The organism is Desulfuribacillus stibiiarsenatis, assembly GCF_001742305.1.
GTDB classification, from domain to species: domain Bacteria; phylum Bacillota; class Bacilli; order Desulfuribacillales; family Desulfuribacillaceae; genus Desulfuribacillus_A; species Desulfuribacillus_A stibiiarsenatis.
Map to the genome: position 1 here is coordinate 358,429 of NZ_MJAT01000001.1, position 15,903 is coordinate 374,331.

At 35.9% G+C, this 15,903-nt stretch carries 22 protein-coding genes; all 22 read left to right on the forward strand.

What is annotated here, in order from left to right; all coding sequences use genetic code 11:
- Positions 1-31 precede the first annotated feature (31 nt).
- The 22 genes from BHU72_RS01615 to BHU72_RS01700 all read left to right on the forward strand — a co-directional run bounded on the left by BHU72_RS01615 (position 32) and on the right by BHU72_RS01700 (position 15,897).
- Positions 32-307, forward strand: a complete 276-nt coding sequence (locus BHU72_RS01615) for a DUF1294 domain-containing protein (protein WP_069700858.1) — start codon at positions 32-34, stop codon at positions 305-307.
- A 17-nt stretch (positions 308-324) separates the two neighbouring features.
- Positions 325-702, forward strand: a complete 378-nt coding sequence (locus BHU72_RS01620) for an iron chaperone (RefSeq protein ID WP_069700859.1) — start codon at positions 325-327, stop codon at positions 700-702.
- Entirely contained in the window at positions 699-1,403 is a 705-nt protein-coding gene (locus BHU72_RS01625) for a polysaccharide deacetylase family protein (RefSeq protein WP_069700860.1), read from the forward strand. The genes BHU72_RS01620 and BHU72_RS01625 overlap by 4 nt, the downstream gene beginning before the upstream one ends.
- A gap of 53 nt (positions 1,404-1,456) precedes the next feature.
- Positions 1,457-2,236: a 4Fe-4S binding protein gene (locus BHU72_RS01630; RefSeq protein WP_083248186.1), complete on the forward strand. Its 780-nt coding sequence runs from the start codon at positions 1,457-1,459 to the stop codon at positions 2,234-2,236.
- Positions 2,237-2,317: 81 nt separating this feature from the next.
- A complete protein-coding gene (locus BHU72_RS01635; RefSeq protein ID WP_069700861.1) occupies positions 2,318-2,818 on the forward strand; it encodes a hypothetical protein in 501 nt (166 codons plus the stop codon).
- Positions 2,819-2,844: 26 nt separating this feature from the next.
- On the forward strand, positions 2,845-3,729 hold the full coding sequence (locus BHU72_RS01640; RefSeq protein WP_069700862.1) for a pentapeptide repeat-containing protein: 885 nt from the start codon (positions 2,845-2,847) through the stop codon (positions 3,727-3,729).
- Positions 3,730-3,933: 204 nt separating this feature from the next.
- Positions 3,934-4,398, forward strand: a complete 465-nt coding sequence (locus BHU72_RS01645) for a helix-turn-helix transcriptional regulator (protein WP_069700863.1) — start codon at positions 3,934-3,936, stop codon at positions 4,396-4,398.
- An 11-nt stretch (positions 4,399-4,409) separates the two neighbouring features.
- Entirely contained in the window at positions 4,410-4,553 is a 144-nt protein-coding gene (locus tag BHU72_RS15710) for a hypothetical protein (RefSeq protein WP_176720370.1), read from the forward strand.
- Between the two features lie 24 nt (positions 4,554-4,577).
- Entirely contained in the window at positions 4,578-7,646 is a 3,069-nt protein-coding gene (locus tag BHU72_RS01650; protein WP_069700864.1) for a hypothetical protein, read from the forward strand.
- A gap of 16 nt (positions 7,647-7,662) precedes the next feature.
- Entirely contained in the window at positions 7,663-8,154 is a 492-nt protein-coding gene (locus BHU72_RS01655; protein ID WP_218076072.1) for a DNA-deoxyinosine glycosylase, read from the forward strand.
- Positions 8,148-8,531: a ribosomal maturation YjgA family protein gene (locus BHU72_RS01660; protein ID WP_069700866.1), complete on the forward strand. Its 384-nt coding sequence runs from the start codon at positions 8,148-8,150 to the stop codon at positions 8,529-8,531. Before BHU72_RS01655 ends, BHU72_RS01660 begins: the two co-directional genes overlap by 7 nt.
- 6 nt (positions 8,532-8,537) lie before the next feature.
- Positions 8,538-9,017 (forward strand): GNAT family N-acetyltransferase, encoded by a 480-nt coding sequence (locus tag BHU72_RS01665; protein WP_069700867.1) that lies wholly within the window; start codon positions 8,538-8,540, stop codon positions 9,015-9,017.
- 81 nt (positions 9,018-9,098) lie between these two features.
- Positions 9,099-9,356 carry a hypothetical protein gene (locus BHU72_RS01670; RefSeq protein ID WP_069700868.1) on the forward strand — a complete coding sequence of 86 codons (258 nt, stop codon included), beginning with the start codon at positions 9,099-9,101 and terminating at the stop codon, positions 9,354-9,356.
- 124 nt (positions 9,357-9,480) lie between these two features.
- Positions 9,481-10,587 carry a hypothetical protein gene (locus tag BHU72_RS01675; protein ID WP_069700869.1) on the forward strand — a complete coding sequence of 369 codons (1,107 nt, stop codon included), beginning with the start codon at positions 9,481-9,483 and terminating at the stop codon, positions 10,585-10,587.
- 48 nt (positions 10,588-10,635) lie between these two features.
- Positions 10,636-10,764 (forward strand): hypothetical protein, encoded by a 129-nt coding sequence (locus BHU72_RS16335; RefSeq protein WP_301553467.1) that lies wholly within the window; start codon positions 10,636-10,638, stop codon positions 10,762-10,764.
- A 38-nt stretch (positions 10,765-10,802) separates the two neighbouring features.
- Positions 10,803-12,371 (forward strand): RNA-directed DNA polymerase, encoded by a 1,569-nt coding sequence (locus tag BHU72_RS01680; protein WP_069700870.1) that lies wholly within the window; start codon positions 10,803-10,805, stop codon positions 12,369-12,371.
- A gap of 317 nt (positions 12,372-12,688) precedes the next feature.
- Positions 12,689-13,147 carry a hypothetical protein gene (locus tag BHU72_RS01685; protein ID WP_069700871.1) on the forward strand — a complete coding sequence of 153 codons (459 nt, stop codon included), beginning with the start codon at positions 12,689-12,691 and terminating at the stop codon, positions 13,145-13,147.
- A 251-nt stretch (positions 13,148-13,398) separates the two neighbouring features.
- Positions 13,399-13,569 carry a hypothetical protein gene (locus tag BHU72_RS15715; protein WP_176720372.1) on the forward strand — a complete coding sequence of 57 codons (171 nt, stop codon included), beginning with the start codon at positions 13,399-13,401 and terminating at the stop codon, positions 13,567-13,569.
- 213 nt (positions 13,570-13,782) lie between these two features.
- Positions 13,783-13,953, forward strand: a complete 171-nt coding sequence (locus BHU72_RS15720; RefSeq protein ID WP_176720350.1) for a hypothetical protein — start codon at positions 13,783-13,785, stop codon at positions 13,951-13,953.
- A complete protein-coding gene (locus BHU72_RS01690; protein WP_301553471.1) occupies positions 13,950-14,258 on the forward strand; it encodes a type II toxin-antitoxin system RelE/ParE family toxin in 309 nt (102 codons plus the stop codon). The genes BHU72_RS15720 and BHU72_RS01690 overlap by 4 nt, the downstream gene beginning before the upstream one ends.
- A gap of 405 nt (positions 14,259-14,663) precedes the next feature.
- Complete coding sequence (locus BHU72_RS01695) at positions 14,664-15,107, forward strand: hypothetical protein (RefSeq protein WP_069700873.1); 444 nt, start codon at positions 14,664-14,666, stop codon at positions 15,105-15,107.
- A gap of 349 nt (positions 15,108-15,456) precedes the next feature.
- Entirely contained in the window at positions 15,457-15,897 is a 441-nt protein-coding gene (locus tag BHU72_RS01700) for a hypothetical protein (protein ID WP_069700874.1), read from the forward strand.
- Positions 15,898-15,903 lie beyond the last annotated feature (6 nt).

The following is a 15,903-nucleotide window of genomic DNA, read 5'->3' on the forward strand; positions in this document are numbered from 1 at the left end:
TGCCGCATTAAGAATATAGGAGATAGTGTATATGTCAATTGAAGTGATTAGTATACTTTTCATTATTAACATCATTGGGTTTATTATAATGGGCTACGATAAAAATCAATCAAGAAGAAAGGGCCAAAGAATCGCGGAAAGGACTCTGTTCTTGATAGCTGCTACTGGTGGTGCTTCTGGTATTCTACTTGGAATGAATGCCTTTCGCCACAAGACAAAGCACAAAAGCTTTACCATTGGTATTCCATTATTGCTAATACTTAATCTACTAAGCGTTACATATATTACAAAGTATATTCAAAATTAGTTTAAAGGAGCATAGCAATGGAGAAAGACAAACACGTACCACAAAATATTGATGAATATATCGCGCTCTTTCCAGAAGATGTTCAAAGCAGTTTAACAGCAATTAGAGAATTAATAAAAAGCGAAGCGCCGGAAGCAATTGAGGCAATGAGTTATCAGATGCCAACTTTTAAATTGAACGGCAATCTAGTACATTTTGCTGCTTTTAAGAACCATATCGGATTTTATCCTACACCATCAGGAATTGATCAGTTTGTTGATGAGTTAGGTGAGTATGAATGGGCAAAAGGTTCTGTTAAGTTTCCGTTAAGTAGACCTATTCCGTTCGAGTTAATTCGTAAGATTGTCCAATATAGGATGAAAGAAAATTTAGAGAAAAAGCAGGCAAAAAAATGAGAAAATATTTAATTTTTCTGTTAAGTTTTTTATTTGTTCTCACCGGTGTATTCTACACTGGGTTTAAGGTTAGTAGCTCTAGAACTTTTCAGCTTTCTGGTGAGCTAATACATAAAGTGGATACAACAGAAAAAGTCGTAGCATTAACCTTTGATGATGGTCCAACGAAAAATACGGGAGAAGTTTTGGATATATTAAAAGCGTTAGATGTAAAAGCCACATTTTTTGTCACTGGTAGAGAGATTGAAGAGAATATGGATGAGGCAAAGAGAATCGTGTTAGAAGAGCACGAACTCGGAAACCATTCTTATTCCCACCAACGAATGGTATTGAAAACCCCTTCCTTTATTGAAGAAGAGATTGATAGAACAAACGCATTAATCCGAGAAGCGGGATACCAAGGGACAATACACTTTAGACCACCTTATGGCAAGAAACTGCTTGTATTACCTATGGTGTTAAATAATAAAGGAATTAAAACAATTATGTGGGACATTGAGCCGGAGACCTATCCAGAAATTGCAGCAGACTCAAAAGAAATTATAAAACATGTAGTGGAACGTATCCAACCGGGATCGATTATTCTTTTGCATGTTATGTATGAAAGCAGAAGGGAATCGATGGAATCCATAGCAGGCATTGTTACCGAATTACAAGCACAAGGCTACGCATTCAAAACAGTTTCAGAACTAATAGAATAACAATAAAATTATTTTAAGTAAGGGTAAGCTTCAGTTTGAAAGAAGGAATATCGATGAGAAGACAAGTTGCAAGAAGCATGATGATTTTTCTATCGTTTCTTCTATTTCCTGTTACAATGTTTTATCTATCCCCTGCAATCATTATTGAAGGTGCATTTCATGGAGTGATTACAGGGAGTTTTATTGTTTTTGGCGTGTTATTACTAACTGGAGTTATCTTCGGAAGAGCATTCTGTGGATGGTTATGTCCAGGTGCGGGATTACAAGAGTGCTGTCAGACTGTAATTAATAAGACAGCAAAAGGAGGAAAACTTGATAAGATTAAATATTTCATCTGGATACCTTGGTTATCTGCAATTATTATTTTACTAATATTAGCTGGTGGTATCCATAAAGTAAATTTCTTCTATCAAATTCCCCACGGAATATCTATTGCAGAGCCAGTGGCCTATATCATCTATTATTTCTTCATTGGATTAATTGTTTTATTGGCATTTTTAGCTGGGCGAAGGGCATTCTGTCATTATGTATGTTGGATGGCTCCATTTATAATCATAGGAACTAAAATTGGCAAGATAGTAAGAATACCACAACTGCATTTAATAGCTGACAAGAATAAGTGTAATAATTGCAAATTGTGTAATAAGAAGTGTCAGATGAGCTTACACGTAGAGCAGATGGTACAGCAAAATAACATGTCTCATACTGAATGCATTCTATGCGGAGAATGTGTAGATGGGTGCAATCGTGGGGCAATCCAATTAACTTTGGGCACTTCAAAAACTAATCTTTTATTTGATGAAGCGCAAAAGCATGATCAGATTAAATACTAAGCAGGGGAGCTAATTGTAATCAAATGAAACGTATATCTTTAAGTAGCGTCTAAATATAATAATTTTTTTGAGGTGATATGAATGAAAATAAAACGATATTTCTTAGCCATGCTATTAGTATTTGCAATCAGTATAGTAGGTTGCACACCTACCAAGGATCACACAACACCGAACACACCACCTTCTGATAATCCTGAATTGGCAACAACGTGGAATGAGGAGAGGGTGTATGCTTTTCTAGAAGAAGTTAACCTGCATGTGCGTCAAATTCCATATCAAACAAATTCGAAAGAGGCAGTAATCCAGCAGTATGAACAATATTTTTCTCCAGAATTAAGCGAAACAATTTTCAATTCTCTGTACGATAAAACAGATACTGGCTGGCTTGTTCCGGATAGTGACGCGGGTTTAATTTTTGTTGTTTTAGGGAAAAGCAACGAGAGTAGTGCAACTGAATTTGAATTCAAAGAGGATTCTATACGAATCCGTGAAACTTATGATATGGGTATGTATAATGCAATTGAATATACGATCAGTTTTGATACTGGAAAGCCAATTATTACCGATTGGATTCGTGAATAGACAGCGTATTAAGGAGAAGAGTTAGAATGAAGGAAGAAATCATAGAAAGTCTACGTAGCGACTGTTCAAATTGTTTCGGACTATGTTGTGTTGGCCTTTATTTCTCAGCTTCCGAGGGATTCCCTGCAGACAAAAAGGCGGGGCAACCTTGCGTAAATCTTGAAACGGATTTCCGCTGTAAGATACATGACCTTCTATATGGCAAAGGGTACAAAGGTTGCTTATCCTTTGATTGTTTTGGTGCCGGGCAGAAGGTCTCCAAATTGACGTTCAAAGGCCAGTCATGGCGGGAACATCCTACACTAGCTAATGATATGTTTGATGCGCTGCTTATCATCACACATCTTCACGAGCTATTATGGTATTTGGCGGAGGCTCTCCATATAGAATCTATCAGCAATCTTCAAGGGCCCATCACTCAAAAGATAGAAGAGATCGTAGTGTTAACAAATCTAGAATTAGAAACGCTTAAGAAAATTGATATTATGAGCACTCGTGCTGAAGTAAATAGCATTCTACTTGAAGTCAGCGAGCATGTGCGAACTGAATCATTTAGCAATCCTTATAATCAAAGTAAACAGGAACACAAACAACATAATAAAGCTGTGCCAAGTAACAGAATGAGCAGTAACAAGATAAAACCTGGAGCAGATTTCATAGGAGCAGACCTCAGAAAGTATCATCTTAGAGGTGCTAATCTAAGAGGATTTATGCTAATCGCAGCAAATCTAGCTGGTGTAGATTTAGCAGGCGCGGACTTAATAGGTGTTGATATGCGAGATGCCAATTTACGAGGAGCAGATTTGTCTAGGAGTATTTTTCTCAATCAAAACCAAATCAATTCGGCAAAAGGGGATAAACATACGAAGATTTCGCCTTTACTACTCCGCCCTGACTATTGGGAGCAATGAAATAAGAATACATATAAATCTTAATCTGCGTAAATCCATGCAGATTTTTTTATTTTTTTAAATATTTTTTAGATTGCATTGCACAAATTACTACTAAAGTGTAAAATTACACTAAAGATATATAATTACATATAATACTCCAGCAAAAAAAACTGAAGTCAGAATCTACTTTTCAAATATAAACACAAAAAGGAGTGTGAGAACATGAACAAAGAACAAGTAATTCATCTCCTCTCAAACAAAATAAAACTCATTCGGACGGAAAAGGGATACACCCAAGACAAGATGGCTGAGATCCTCGGGATGTCGAAGAAAACTCTAGTTCAAGTCGAGAAAGGGAGAGCGGATGCTGGCTGGTCTCATGTTGTAACCCTAGTGACCCTATTTCGTAACAGTCATATACTAGAATCTGTTTTAGGAGATTCGCCGATAGAAGTAATAGAAACGATTGCCCATGAGGAAATGGTAACCCCAAAGGAAAAGACATTAGGTGGTCGAGTTTGGTGGAAAGAGATTGAATCTAATGGAGAGTTTCGTCTCCAGCAGAACATCATAAGCCAGCACTACCGGATATTAGATAGAAACGATTTTCGTTGGTATAGCTCTTTTGATAAAGATGATGCGTATATTTGTCTAAACGAGTTGGCAGAGAAATACAAGTTGGCATAGGTTTGCTGGCTTTGAAATATCTAGATCATATTCAACCTCTAGAAGTTATTGCAGAAAAAACGGAAGACAGCGTTCTGCGTGAAGTTGTTTTAGAAGCTATTATCGACATTAAGAATGACCCACATGAAAGAAATCTTAAATGGGATGTGGATTAAACAATGCTTGGAGGGAATCAAACAATGGACAATCGTACTCGTAAAAAAATCTTTGAAGAAGAGTTAGGAGCTTTAAAGCAAAAAGAATACATTACTCACGATGAGTATTCAATCATTGCTAATGCTTACGAGATTTATTCCGCAGATCGACAGCTAGCAGTTCAAAAATTACAAGGAATCCAAACCCCAAGTGAGAAAATCATCAAGCCTGTATATCAACCGAAACCGAAAAAGGTTTTAAGTGCCCAGGACATTCGTGATCGGAATATTACTTGGATATTAATCGTTGGTGTCATTATGGTATTGCTCTCAGGGGTTATTATAGCTACAAGTGCCTGGGATAATTTGAATAACATGACGAAGACAATTGGTATCAGCCTTGTTGCAGTCCTTTTCTTTGCCATCAGTTGGTTAACAGAGAATAAACTGAAAATCGAAAAGACAGCCTTTGCATTCTGGATTTTAGGAAGTTTATTCCTACCTGTTACCGTTCTTTCAATAGGTTATTTTCAATTATTCGGGACATATCTATCGATTACAGGTGAGGGGAAGTATCTACTAGGTGTCTTCGCTGTAATTCTGTGTTTTCCCGTCTATGTGTACAGTGCTCATCGCTATCAGAATAAGTTATTCACATGGATTAGTCTGACGACGTTAAGCTTGGGAATAGGATTTGCGATTGCTTCATTCTATCCTCCCGTGGATGTATTTTACCTTGGAATGATTGTATACAATTGTCTCTTGTTAGCCGGTTATATGTATTTGAAGAAAAATCAGAGATTCAAGTTATTTTTTGAGGAATTACCTTTGTTTACGCAGGTCAACCTTATTGTCAGTACGTTGTTAATGCTGAGTTTTTATAAGAGCCCAGTATTTTATGGCTTCAATATCTTACTTACGGCAGTTCTATATATGTTAATGGTCTATTCCCAAGGGAAAAAGGAATATGTGTATGTTTTTGGCGGACTCTTGGTATATGGTATCTATCAAGTTGTAGAGAATAGCATATTACAATCGTTCAACTTCTTAATCTTTGCTCTCGCTGGATTTATCTTTATCGGTTTGGAGAAGTATTTAAAGAATGACGACTCTCTGAAAAAAATCTATCAAATCCTCAGTGGCGTAGTTTCTCTGATTGCTTTTCTGTATATCAGCGCAGAAGCTATGATGATAGGAATGGGAAGCTCTTCGGTTATTCTGTTAATCTCATATCTTTTGATTGCACTGAACTATATCTATCTTGCGTATAAAACAGAGCGTATAATTTTTAGCTATCTTGCGCCCGTGTTTTTAATGGTAGCCGGTTTTCAGTCCTATCAATTGATGAAGAATTTTTATAGTTTTTTCGGGGTACCTATTCACATGTTTACACTAGCTGTTGCGATGTTCTTAGGCCTATATGTGTTTAACAAACACAAGTATTTAATCCCTATCCGTTTTAGTAGTTTACTGGTGTCTATCACAGTGATGTTTATGACGATGTTGCTTGCATTTGTAGATAGTCAATTTAGTCTGTTAACCGTAATGCTCTTAATATTTGGTATTGTGTGCTGGGTAGTTCATAAGAAATCTGATCATCCAGATCTTCAATTTATAGGGAAATGGAGTATGCCTGTTGCATGGTTTCTTGGCATCCTATCCTATTATTCCGTTGTATATCCTGATTTCCATGAATCCCATTATAGTATCTGGTTAATCTTAGCTACTGTGATTCTTTTAGGAGTTCATGAGATTTTCAGACGTAAAAGTCAAACAGAATTAGCGGAGAGTTTCTTCTATGTAGGGCATGGGGCGCTCGTCTATACCGTTGGTAATTTAATTCTGGCGCTTTCAATGGGAATCAATCAACCAATACTATTTATAGCATGTCTATTCGTCTATATATATAGTATGTACCGCACTACGATGGAATCGATGGTTAAGTATTCTCTGTACGGTGCATTTACAATGTTCACGATTACATTACTAGCCTTTATAGAGTATTGGAATCTTTCTTCCATCCACTATACGCAGGTGTTACTGTTTGCATCGGCAGGGATATTTCTTTTATGGTATCAAGTCTCTGACAGTTGGCGTAAGAGAATTATGTTCTATTTAATCCCATTCTCTTTGATTACTGTGTTATTTACGATGATCGAGACAACGTATTTCGATGTAGAGAATGTGATTACTTCTGTTCTAGCGATTATACTTTCTCTATGGATTATTAAAGCATGCAATCGCCCACTGATTAACATTTTGCCTTTAGCAGCATTCATTTACATTATGGACATCACTGTAAACGACGCTATGTTCCAATCCTATGAGAAGGCTTTCATTCTTCTAGGTACGATTTTTATCGTGAAAATCGTCGGTGAAAAGCTACAGAAGCATTTGTACAATACAAGTACGAAGAAAGACTATGAAATCATTGATTCGATCGACTGGTACACATTGACAGCATTTGTTTTAACAATTCAGATGATGTTTATCTATCAAGCAAATCTATTCCTAGCAGTCATTCCGTACTTGCTCATTCCTTACCTGTTATTCTCGCAAATCAAGCGAGTGGATGGAGCGGTTACGAAAATCGTTCAGACAATTACTGTGGTTAGCATTCTATTGCCATATTACTACTTGCTTTACCGTCTAGATGTACCAAGAATTATAGAAACAGAGCTTATAGTTCTTCCTTGGATATTGCTTGTAATCGTACTGTCAACGCGTTTGTGGTCATCACAGCAAGCATTGATGAAAAAGCTCGAGTATGGTGTTCTAGTAGCTGCAGCAATCTTTCTGCTAAACGATACACTCATACAAAACAATCCATTAGAAGGCATCATTTTAGGAATTCTATGTTTAATTTCGATTATCGGGGGATTCTATAAGAGAAAGAAGAGTTTCTTTTTCATAGGCATTGGGACTTTAGGGGTTAACGTCTTAATTAACACGCGGGAGTATTGGGGTAACTTGCCTTGGTGGGCGTACCTACTGGCTGCTGGACTGATTCTGATTGTTGTTGCTAGCTTGAATGAAATTGAGAAGAATAACGGTGGTAAGAAACCGAAGATTAACAAAGAGGTTATTATAGAGAAGTTTAAATCGTGGCAATAAATGAAAGGTGATGTTGATGAGTTTCATTCAGTCATTCCCGCCTTTACTATATGAGGATAGTCGAATATTGATCCTGGGCTCTATGCCCGGGGTTATTTCTCTTGAGGAAAATCAGTATTATGCGCATCCAAGAAACCACTTCTGGCGGATTCTATATTCCCTACTTGATGAATCATTGGAACACGACTACGATGCGAGAAAGCGATTCTTACGGGAAAAAGGGATTGGATTGTGGGATGTGTTACATTCCTGTGTTCGAGAAGGAAGCCTAGATACTAGTATTCGCAATGAATCAGTGAATGACTTGCGTTCGATCTTAGGCACTCATCCGAATATACGGGCAGTCTTCTTCAATGGTGCAAAAGCGGCCGAAACCTTCCGTAAAAAAGTCGGCTTTACTTTTGATAACATCGCGTTTATACAACTACCATCGACTAGTCCAGCGTACACCATACCTTATGAAGAAAAGCTTGAGAAATGGAAAGTCATAAAGGAGTACCTATGCTAAAAAGAAACCGTATAATGTATGCTACGTTCGTATGTATTGTCATTCTTTTAGGCCTTGCTTCTAGGGCGTTTCCTTTGGATTGGTGGGGTGACCAATATATAGGCGATGTACTATGGGCTCTGATGGTATTCTATTTATTCGCAACAGTTTTCCATAGAAAAGATACCTATTGGATTGCAGTAGTCGCTATAGGTTTTGCATTTGCCATTGAGATCAGTCAGTTGTATCAAGGGGACTGGATAAACTCCATTCGGTACACTAGAGTTGGTGGACTTATTTTAGGGTATGGATTTTTATGGTCGGATTTAGTTGCTTATATTGTAGGGGTTTCCATCGGTGCTATTTCTGATCGATATTTATATAAAAGTGAGGGGTAATATTTGATGGAACAAATTGAAGGTATGGATATACGCCCAGTTACTGATGAAGATTTGGATGAAGTATTGCACTTATTCTACCAAACGGTTCACACTATAAATGCTCAAGATTATCGGCAGGACCAGCTTGATACTTGGGCACCGCAACATCCAGATAAGGAAAAATGGTTAACTTCGTTACGAAGCAACATTGCTTATGTTATCAAACAAGACAACAAGTTAGTTGGTTTTGCGGACTTAAATCAGAGAAGATATATTGATAGATTATTCGTTCACAAAGATTACCAAAGGATGGGCATTGCAAGTTTACTGGTAACAACTCTTGAAGCTGAAGCTAAGAAATTAAAGTACAATGAAGTAATGACAGAAGCTAGTATTACTGCTAGAGGTTTTTTTGAAAAAAAGGGGTATGATACCGTTCGAATGCAAGATAAAGAGTTAAGAGGTATGTTTTTTAGGAACTATATTATGAAAAAAGAATTATAAACTACAACTTTTAAATATGATAGAATGGAATCGAAGGCAAATAATACCATGGTAATTTATGGATTTTAAGGTGGTTTCCGTTTGAATAAGAAAAAACGAAGAATATTTGTGGTAATAATTTTAATGTGGTTAGTTTTTGCAGGTACAGATTTCACACTTGCGGCTTTGGATAAGTCGCCGATCTTTGCTCTCCCAATTGTTAAGTACAAAGATGGTGGTTCAGTTGAGTTTTATGGACTAGGGTACAAAGTAATTCGATATGTGAATTTATCTGTTGAAAGTGGCCCAGTGGTTGAAAAAGTGGAATTTGGCACTTGGTTCATGAAGTTTCAGCGATAAATCTAGAATGTATTTTCCCGAACCAAGGTTCGTCTAAGATCCAGCTTGTGCTATCTTTTACGAACCCCATGTTCGGAAAGGAAGTAGTTAGGCGAAATCATTAGCTCGGCAATGGAGGAGTACTATGGAAGATATTTTTGGGATGTTGTCATCGACATTAGATTTAAGGGATACTTATCGGCTCGGTCAAAAGGTTTCCTCAGAGAATTTACTTGAGAATAAGAAGAAAGTGAATCAGATTATTTCGCTAGCAAAGAAAAATGCTAAAAGTGATAAGTGTCTTTATTGTGGAGAGAAGGTCACGAGTTTCTGTAATTCACATACTATACCTGCTTTTATTCTAGAAAATATATCAGTTGAAGGGAACTTGTATAACTTTAATAAGATGATTGGCTCACCTTTAATTAAAGATGAGGATGGTATCAATAGGTCAGGAACTTTTTATGTTATCTGCAGAGATTGTGATAGTAAGGTGTTCGCAGAATACGAAAATCCAGATAAGTACTCTACTGATCCGAGCCATAAGATGCTAGCTCAGATAGCAATGAAAAATTTCTTGAAGAATATTTATAAAAGAAAGCTTGAATTTGAAATATATAAGATAGTTAATGAACAGATGGGACTACCTTATGGTATGTTAGAGCATCAAAGTAATATTATTGAATTGGACTTGAATGAATTTACGAATGAGTATATACGAGCTAAGAAGTCAGCTGAGAAGAATAAGAGTGATGCGTATTATATGTTCTTTTGTGAACGCCTAGATTATGTTGTTCCTGTTGCCTTCCAAGGTCCGATTGCTATGTCAACTGACTTAGAGGGTGGAGTTATTAATAAGTTGTTCGATATGGATCCGAAATATAAGCTTCAGGAGCTGCATTTATGTATTTTCCCATTTAAGGAAGAAAGTCTTGTATTTATGTTTATTGATAGTCGATCGAAGAGATATAGAAAATTTTATAAGCAGTTTAGAAAGCTTTCCTTGGAAGAACAGTTAAAGGTAGTTGTATATTTAATTTTTGCGTATACAGAAGATTTCTTTATACATAAGGACTTAGATGATGAGATATTGCGTAATGAAGTATTACTTGAGATTAGCGGTAAATCGTCAATAGTTACGTCAATGATACCCTTTGTTGATGGAGATGAAGTTGTTCAACAATCTTATGATTTCAGTCAACTAAGTCAAGTTCCCAATATTTTTAGTAAAAGATATGAAGTAGGTCGCTAATGACTGTGCCTAACAATGCACTCTAGTTCGCTTTGCCTATTTTAGGTCATGCCTTCAAAGAAGCAAAGCACATTTCCAGCCCAAGATAAGAGCTATCTAGGGCTGAGAAACGTCTTTAGTGCGGGGACGTTAGAGGAAATGGCACTATTAGATTCATTAAATAGATTATTAGTATAATATAGCTTGCAAAGTGAGAAGCAGGGGTGTAATAGATTATGGCATATAACCTGGATGATATCACCAAAGAGTTCATGTTTAAAGGATTATTCTCGGAATATTTACCGTCTAATTATAACTTAGATAGTAAAAACATTAATATATTTGAGGACGTTGAAATTTCTCAAAGCTCTGATTTTATAGACCCTTACAAATATTCAATGAGCCGATTTATTGATAACGAAAAACGTAGAGTTATATATTTGCCAGAGTTAACTGCCTATTTATCAGTTGTAAAGTATATGAAAGAAAATAACATTATTAAAGAACTTGTGGATTTTTCGATTAGCGGTAATAGCTCTTTTTCAAAATTAGTACAAGCCAATGGCAAATTATCCAAACATGAGATTTCTTATTTTGGTGATTATATCGAAGATGTAGAAATGGATGATGAATTATTCGTTTCAACATATATTCCAAATGTAGTAGAAAAAATAAACAGAGCTAAAGGCGCAAAAGGTATCTTATATTTAGATATATCAAATCATTATGCAAGCATATACACACATATATTACCATCTATTTTATTGGGATATGACGAGGCAATTACTCAATTTAAAATATTCTTAAGTAATAATCAGGATGAAAGAGTAACAAGTGATTACAAAAAATATAAAGATTTAGATGAGAAAGTAAGAGCACTTAATGCAGGAAGAACCAATGGTTTACTAACAGGCACCTTAATTTCCCAGTTTATTGCAGAAGCTTTATTAACTCGTATAGATAAAGAGATTGAAAAAAGGAACATTAATTTTGTAAGGTATGCTGATGATTATGAGGTTTTTATTTACGATGAAAATGAAATAGAGAAAATTTCAACTGAAATTAGTGACACTATAGCAAAGTACCACTTTACCTTTAATAACGAAAAATCAAGATATATCCAGTTTCCTTATTATGCGGTAAAGAATTTGGAGAAAATATACAACAGATACTTGCAGTCAAATGTTGACTCACCAGAAATTATAGAGCTTTTCAATACATATTTTAGTTTGGAGAAAGAAGGAACGAAGGGTGCAGTTAGGTACTTAATAAAATCAATTGATCAAAGGATAAAAATAAAAGACAAACAACTTTATACCTCTTTTCTATTGAATGTTTTGGTTAACGACAATAGATCGTTAATAAAAGTATGTGAGCTAATTGTTAGGGAGAAAGAAAACTTGTGTTTTAAGGATGATCATATTGAGATTATAAAAAATTTGTTAAATCAATATATTGTCACAAAAAAAGAGTTGGAAGTAATTTGGTTATTATATCTATTGAAAAATTTGGGAGTTAATGCCTTAGACGAAGATACAATGATGAAAGTTATACATAGTAATAATGAATTAGCGTTAGTTATGATTATCGATGAATATAAACTCAACATAAATGATGAAATTAAAAAAGTATTAATCCAATCGGCAAAATCTTGGATACTACTATATCAGTTATTTCTAAGAGAGTATATAACAAAAGAAGAGTTCAAAGTAAAGTCGGGGATTAAAAAGAATATTGCGTTTTACTCTAGGTTAAAACACAAGCAGTTCACTCATTATAAAAGTATCAATATGGCTAATAAATAATATATTCAAATAATATTATGCCACACCCTCTAACAATGTGTATGCACTAGGGTACGGATGCAATTTTGATGCAAGAAGCTAAGCTAAGATGCCAAGCACGTAGCGACTGCCGCAACCGCATTTCTTCGCTGGGTGCAAAAGCACCGCAAAGAAGTATTTACTGTGGGTACAGCTCAGAAACGCCGCATACACGGAACGATAGGCGACAGACTCTGCGATTACCGCGCCTCCTGCGCGGATTAACAGAGCAATGATAGAATCGTATAAATTTAAGTATATGTTAAGATAACTTACTGCGCGAGGAGTTGTTAGCATTGATGAGCGAAAAAGAGAGTTGGGTTATAGCAATATTACTAGCGGTTGCCACCTTAACGATTACAGATTTATCCCCAGTCTATTCAGAAGCGTTAACACTTTACTATATTAGAGTTGGTTTGCTACTTTTAGCTGCAATATTGGGCTATTTTATAATTAATAATGTTTACAGTTTGAAAAGTGAAAAATCGCAAATAGAGAGATGGAAAGGCTTTTGCAAACAAGGTTTAGCTATGAGTATTGGAAGAATAAGTATAGCAATATTTATTTTTTTAAACTTATTGATTACTGGGGGTCAATATATTTTTTATGGTCAAAAGGTTTGGCTAACTATACTATCATTACAGTTAATAGATGTATTTGCGATAATTACTATACTAGGGGTATTTAGTTTGTTAGCAAGTGTTGTAGTGTACTACGAAATGGAAAGAAAATATAAGAATATGGAAGAGCGCAATTAGAAGAAGGTTTTTTATGGAAGTTGTGTAAATTCGCAGCGTCCTCCTGCTTTTGGTATCGAAAGCAGAGACCGTCGCCTAACAAAGCACTCGCATAAGATAATAGTATGGTAATGCTCTATACGAAGTGATGGCGCCCTACTTATGAAGATGCTAAAAAGAAATGGATTCAACGGGTAAAGGATTTAAGGGAACAAGGCGTTTATCTCGTTGAATACAATCAATTACGAGTTGGTTTAGATGATACTTATCCAGTGGGAAAAGTAGATTTAGTCTTTATGGAAAACGGTGAAAAGAAAGTAAAAAAGGATGTTCAATTGTGGTTTGCTACAAGAAATGATAAGTGGAAGTTAGGAAATTTGGATTATCGTTACGATGATATTAAAGAAGAATGGGAAGATGCTTTAAGTGGGAATCTAAACTAACGGGTAGCGTTAGCTTAATACTTTTGGGGTCATTCTGCCCACATCCACTAGCTAAGATATGGTTATCTAAATCTAGCGGACGTTGCAGAAGCCAGACGTTATATGACAGTTCCGAAGACCACACTAGATAGAAATATGGGAGCAATTATCGATTTACAAATTTTGCAAAAGATTATATGCTATTAGTAATAAAAGATTTAAGGTGGTGTGGTCATGTTAAAAGATGAAATAAAAAAGGCGATTGATGACATGCCAGAAGACTGTTCAATTGAGGATATCCAATATACTTTATATGTTCAAACGAAAGTAAGAAAAGGACTAAAAGACTTAGACGAAGGAAGATATGTGACACAGGACGAGATGGAACAGCGGTTTTCAAAATAGCTAAAGCAGTAGTATGGACTAATACGGCAATGGATGATTTAGAGCAAATAGTAAGATATATTTATCGGGACTCACCTTCATATGCTGTATCGTTTTATGATACCGTAATTGATAAAGCAAAAACGTTAAAAGAGATGTCTAAACGAGGAAGAGTAGTCCCAGAACTGGGTGATGAGCATATACAAGAAATATCTGTTCATAAATATAGAATGATCTATCAGATATCTGAAACACGAGTAGAAATAATAACATTTACTCATGGCGCAAGAGAATTAAATAACTACTTTGAGATTAGCCCACGATGATAATTGTGGGATTTTTTTGTTTGCGGATATACCCGTCATATAACAACGCATCACTACAAAGGTGCGGAAGCTATCGATGCATGAAGTGCTGCACCGTGGGTATAACATGTAGCACCTGCCGCACCACATCCCTGAGCCTACCGAGTCGGCTTGCCGAGGATAAGATAAGAGTTATCTAACCCTCGGTCTTCGCCTGTAATGCTCAGTGACGTCTGTGATGCGAGACGTTAGGCGAGACAGACTCTTCGATTACCGCACGTCCTGTGCTGATCTAAAAGATAGTATACATATATAATAATTTATAAGTAGCGGTAAAAGCGTATTAAACTAACGGGCAGTAATATTTAACTAGGTGATTGGGGTTTTATGGTAAAATGAAGGTGTTTAAGGGGAGTGGTTCAATAAATGAATGATACTTTTGTGACAAAGGTTAAGAAATTTTTAGCTTTATTATTGATTGCAGGTGTTCTTACTGGTATCTCATATCTTATTGTTTACAAAGTTTCATTGTTACCAAACGGTTATAATATTGTTCTAGTGAAAAACGATAGTATATCGTTGAAATCATTCAATATGGTAGGGATGGAAAAGAATATTATAGACGTAAATTTTTCAGAAAAAGATATTTGGAAGATTGGAGCCATAGAAGATGAAATAAAAAGACAAAAGGAATTTTTTTGGCTCTTCTTTTCTGCGGTTACTATATCTATATTTTTGTTAGTTTATAAGCTTCGTAAAAGAATGAAATTTTGGAAAGCAATTTTTGAAAGTAATATTATTATTTCTGTTTTGTTTCCAATAGTTCATATTAGTAGCTCGGTGAATAGGATAAGTAATTTAATTTCTTGATTACTGAACAAACGGGTAGCATTAGTTCAATAGGCACCATATTTCTTCGCTCGGTGCGAAGCACCACAAAGAAGGATTAATTGAAGGTACAGCTCAGAAACATCGATGATACCCGTCCGATAGGCAGGACATCACTCGCTGCGCTCAAAAGTCCTGCCTATCGTGGCGCGGGCTTTACACCCGCTGATAGGCTGCTCGCGCAAAACGCTCGCAACGACGCCTATCAACGGCTTTTGCGGACATTCCTTTGTTGTGCACGCACAACTTCGGTCACACTCGCAAATCCCGCGCCACGTTATATGCAATAGGGGCAATAAGATAGATTCAATAAAATAGGGGGATAACATTAGTGATAGAAATTCTTGAAGAGCCAATCGGAATAACATATAGATCATTAGTATCTTTGGCATTTGAAGTCTGTAATAACTTCACTTTGGTGAAAAGAGATCAATTGCCATTAAATCACAGTGGAAAAAAACTATTAACTGAACTGAAACCATATATTATTGATATAAACAAACAGGATAACTGGCCAGGAACACGTTTGTTAGGTCATTACGCAGATGTACATTATATTAGATGTTGTAAAGAAACAAAAGAGATACTTTTGGATAGAGTCGAAAGTTTGTACAGTTGGATGCAACCAAATTTACTGGAAGATTTATGCTTTTATAAAGACGAAACTGAATGGTTAATAACAGTAGCACATGAAGGTATGGGATATATCGATACAACTTTAAGAGACGAAATATTGAGATTAAGGGAAATAGAAGGATTATTGTTTTATTAAAACCAT

Bases quoted from the DNA above. Each gene is read 5' to 3' on its own strand.
- BHU72_RS01650 (WP_069700864.1), top strand. From the start codon at position 4,578: ATGGACAATCGTACTCGTAAAAAAATCTTTGAAGAAGAGTTAGGAGCT.
- BHU72_RS01625 (WP_069700860.1), top strand. From the start codon at position 699: ATGAGAAAATATTTAATTTTTCTGTTAAGTTTTTTATTTGTTCTCACC.
- BHU72_RS01695 (WP_069700873.1), top strand. From the start codon at position 14,664: ATGAATGATACTTTTGTGACAAAGGTTAAGAAATTTTTAGCTTTATTA.
- BHU72_RS15720 (WP_176720350.1), top strand. From the start codon at position 13,783: ATGTTAAAAGATGAAATAAAAAAGGCGATTGATGACATGCCAGAAGAC.
- BHU72_RS01655 (WP_218076072.1), top strand. From the start codon at position 7,663: ATGAGTTTCATTCAGTCATTCCCGCCTTTACTATATGAGGATAGTCGA.
- BHU72_RS16335 (WP_301553467.1), top strand. From the start codon at position 10,636: ATGCCTTCAAAGAAGCAAAGCACATTTCCAGCCCAAGATAAGAGCTAT.
- BHU72_RS01615 (WP_069700858.1), top strand. From the start codon at position 32: ATGTCAATTGAAGTGATTAGTATACTTTTCATTATTAACATCATTGGG.
- BHU72_RS01665 (WP_069700867.1), top strand. From the start codon at position 8,538: ATGGAACAAATTGAAGGTATGGATATACGCCCAGTTACTGATGAAGAT.
- BHU72_RS01675 (WP_069700869.1), top strand. From the start codon at position 9,481: ATGGAAGATATTTTTGGGATGTTGTCATCGACATTAGATTTAAGGGAT.
- BHU72_RS01660 (WP_069700866.1), top strand. From the start codon at position 8,148: ATGCTAAAAAGAAACCGTATAATGTATGCTACGTTCGTATGTATTGTC.
- BHU72_RS01620 (WP_069700859.1), top strand. From the start codon at position 325: ATGGAGAAAGACAAACACGTACCACAAAATATTGATGAATATATCGCG.
- BHU72_RS01630 (WP_083248186.1), top strand. From the start codon at position 1,457: ATGAGAAGACAAGTTGCAAGAAGCATGATGATTTTTCTATCGTTTCTT.
- BHU72_RS01635 (WP_069700861.1), top strand. From the start codon at position 2,318: ATGAAAATAAAACGATATTTCTTAGCCATGCTATTAGTATTTGCAATC.
- BHU72_RS01680 (WP_069700870.1), top strand. From the start codon at position 10,803: ATGGCATATAACCTGGATGATATCACCAAAGAGTTCATGTTTAAAGGA.
- BHU72_RS01640 (WP_069700862.1), top strand. From the start codon at position 2,845: ATGAAGGAAGAAATCATAGAAAGTCTACGTAGCGACTGTTCAAATTGT.
- BHU72_RS01645 (WP_069700863.1), top strand. From the start codon at position 3,934: ATGAACAAAGAACAAGTAATTCATCTCCTCTCAAACAAAATAAAACTC.
- BHU72_RS01685 (WP_069700871.1), top strand. From the start codon at position 12,689: ATGAGCGAAAAAGAGAGTTGGGTTATAGCAATATTACTAGCGGTTGCC.